This is a genomic window from Negativicoccus succinicivorans (assembly GCF_018372215.1).
Classification (GTDB): Bacteria; Bacillota; Negativicutes; order Veillonellales; family Negativicoccaceae; genus Negativicoccus.
On sequence record NZ_JAHAJN010000019.1, the window covers coordinates 1 to 2,590 of the forward strand.

The window sequence follows — 2,590 nt, forward strand, 5'->3', positions numbered from 1 at the left end:
GCCGGATATCGGGCGGCTTATTAATAAGGACATTCGCCGACTGGCAACCAATTTAACGGCGCAGGTACGAGACGATGACGGACGGCGGCAGATCTTCTCCGTACGAGAAAAAGGCGATGACCGCTACGTCAATGTAGATCTGACAGAAAACAAGCTTGATTTGCAGATAGTGAAAGAGCAGCTGGTCGCACAGCGCGACTCTCGAGATCAGTCGATCGAGAAAGTAAAGGCACGGCTTGATGAAGTCGCGCCGAAAAAACTCAAACGCGCGTTGGCGTAGGGCGGGCGAGACATGAACGAGAAGGTAATTGCGCTGGAACGTATACGCAAACTGCTTACGTTTTGGCATGAAGCGGGGGCGGAACTTAAGCCCTTGTGCAAGTCGGAGGAGATACGCAAGATGTACGCCGAGTTGGATGAAACGATTGCTCGGGTTGTGGCAAAAGAGCTTAAATTCCTAAAACAGCACTAGAAATTGAAATCGTGTTTAAGAAAAAGAGTTAAGGAGGTGAAGCATGAAAAACGATATGGGCCCACTTGAAAAAGCTTACTTAATTCAAGTCTGCACGGTTGCAATCATCGCAGTAAATTTATTACTTCAATTAGTGATCATGTACAAGAGGTAATAAAAAAGGAGGTGAAGAAAAACATGGAAATCAAGTGTACAGTCGAGGAATGGAAAGAACTCATTAAAAAAGAGCCACGCGATAACGAGGCTCAAATAGAGAAACTACTCATACAGAATCTTGCGGCGAACTTGTGTCTGGAACGAATCCTATTTTACGCCGTGGAACAGATGTATCCTGGCGCTTTACCGGGATTAAACAAAGATTTAGCTGAGATTGATACACAACGAGATCAACTTTTGAGCCGTTTTCAAAATGCCCATAAAAAACAATGATGTTTGGATTTTTAAATCCTATAGAGTCTACGATGATAGGTTTATTTGAAAACATGGCAACTGTTAAGGCTGAAATTTCATCATCATTCAACTCTGCTTCAAATTCATTAATGGTCTTAACTAAGCATTCATAAGTCCAATCAGCTAATTGATAGTCACGAATCCGTGCGAATAGGTCGGCGGGCGATTTTTCAACATTTTCATTCATAATTTGCACACCCTTTCTGAAAAAATGATTTGTAAACCTATCCAAGCCGATTATATCGCCAAACAAATTATTGGTCAAAAATACTTCGCGATATATAGGGGGTAAGGGTTGTATATGGGTCAACATTTTGTAGACGTGATGAAAAAAGCACGAAATGAAAAAGGGTGGACGCAGTACCGGTTAGCGAAAGAAAGCGGACTGTCAAGGGAGATGATTTCAAAGTTGGAATTGGAAATACATTCTCCGATGATCAGCACGGTAGAGCGAATATGTTCAGCACTGGGAATTGAAATTGTGTTTAAGCGCAAGCACGAGAAAAGAGCTAAGAAGGAAAGTTAAACGGAGGTGAACAGTGATGTGGGTGACGCCAAAAGAAATATGCGAGTTCGCACAGATTTCGCGGGTAACCTTGTGGCGACTGAAAACAGAAATGCTGACAGTAAAGAAATTCGCGCGCGGGGTGACAGGTAAGGGACGCGGATTGCGCTATGATCCGGAAGTATTTGATGAGTTTTTACGTTGGCGCGGAACAAGGGGATAAAAATGACGCTATCACTAATGGATTTGATTTTCATCTTGTGTATCTTCGGTGCTTTTTTTATCGGTGCCGTGACGTCCGTAATGATGGTAATAAAACGCGAATGTGGCCGCGGGAATGTCGTACAGAATCGCAACGAAAAACGTAGTGACTAATGCGGCGATTGCGAGAGTCCCATAGCCTAAGCAGATAGCGAAAAAGGTCGCAAACAGTAGGTTAGATAAAAATGCTTGGTAGGGAGATAGCGCGTATCCAGCACAGAAAAAAGCAAGCCAAAAAAGATGATAAATGGTTCGTTTGCTGACCTTATTACCAAAGTGTTTTTCGCGGATAGAATCTACTCCGAGGTCACTACATTCTTTAATGTAGGACATTATCCCCGACAAAAATATTGCAATAAAGATAATCCATGCAGTTTTAATGTCGGAAATATCGGCGATAAGCGAGACAAGCGGGTCGTAAAATTCTTTCATAATTTGTGTCGGTTCCATAGTATTCACCTCTTTTCTGAGGTGAGTATAGCAGAGATGAAGATGAATTGTAGGGAGAAAGGCGGTGAAACGCATGAGGAAAAAACGCATAACAATGAAACGACGGCTCGAGTGGTACGTATTGCGTCCATTGGTGATCTCGCTTATTTGGTTAGACAAGCATTGGCGAGACCTTTTCGCTATCGCCGGCGGTGTTGGGGTGCTCGTTGGCTTTGCGGGGTTGATCACTACCGATGCGCCGCTTTACGCCAATTACTCGGTAGCGTTAGCTTACCTGGCGAAGTGCTGGGGATTAATTATTGGGGGTGTTTTAATGATAAGTTTTTGGATCAGTAAAGAAATGGAGGAGGATCCGGAATGAATGAAATAAAAATAGCACCCGTGGGCGCGGGTGCCAAGAGCAATATGCAACTAAATTATAGCACAGAAAAATTAATCAATCAAAAAGTATT

7 protein-coding genes are annotated in these 2,590 nt (G+C 43.1%); 5 read left to right on the forward strand and 2 right to left on the reverse strand.

Annotated features, from left to right (window positions below; translation table 11 throughout):
• Window positions 1–280 (forward strand): hypothetical protein (locus tag KIB08_RS06865; protein WP_303991201.1); only part of this gene is annotated, 280 nt, incomplete at its 5' end.
• Window positions 281–292: 12 nt separating this feature from the next.
• A complete protein-coding gene (locus KIB08_RS06870; protein WP_303991203.1) occupies window positions 293–472 on the forward strand; it encodes a hypothetical protein in 180 nt (59 codons plus the stop codon).
• A 262-nt stretch (window positions 473–734) separates the two neighbouring features.
• On the opposite strand, the gene KIB08_RS06875 is transcribed toward KIB08_RS06870, so the two are convergent.
• Window positions 735–1,109, reverse strand: coding sequence for a DUF6173 family protein (locus tag KIB08_RS06875; protein WP_303991205.1), 375 nt, complete (start codon window positions 1,107–1,109; stop codon window positions 735–737).
• Between the two features lie 138 nt (window positions 1,110–1,247).
• Between KIB08_RS06875 and KIB08_RS06965 the strand changes: the two genes are divergently transcribed.
• Window positions 1,248–1,448 carry a helix-turn-helix domain-containing protein gene (locus tag KIB08_RS06965; RefSeq protein WP_368487388.1) on the forward strand — a complete coding sequence of 67 codons (201 nt, stop codon included), beginning with the start codon at window positions 1,248–1,250 and terminating at the stop codon, window positions 1,446–1,448.
• A 13-nt stretch (window positions 1,449–1,461) separates the two neighbouring features.
• Entirely contained in the window at window positions 1,462–1,650 is a 189-nt protein-coding gene (locus tag KIB08_RS06880; RefSeq protein ID WP_303991207.1) for a hypothetical protein, read from the forward strand.
• Between the two features lie 14 nt (window positions 1,651–1,664).
• On the opposite strand, the gene KIB08_RS06885 is transcribed toward KIB08_RS06880, so the two are convergent.
• Window positions 1,665–2,138 (reverse strand): hypothetical protein, encoded by a 474-nt coding sequence (locus tag KIB08_RS06885; RefSeq protein WP_303991209.1) that lies wholly within the window; start codon window positions 2,136–2,138, stop codon window positions 1,665–1,667.
• Between the two features lie 94 nt (window positions 2,139–2,232).
• On the opposite strand from KIB08_RS06885, the gene KIB08_RS06890 reads away from it, so the two are divergent.
• A complete protein-coding gene (locus tag KIB08_RS06890) occupies window positions 2,233–2,499 on the forward strand; it encodes a hypothetical protein (RefSeq protein WP_303991220.1) in 267 nt (88 codons plus the stop codon).
• The last annotated feature ends 91 nt before the right edge of the window (window positions 2,500–2,590 follow it).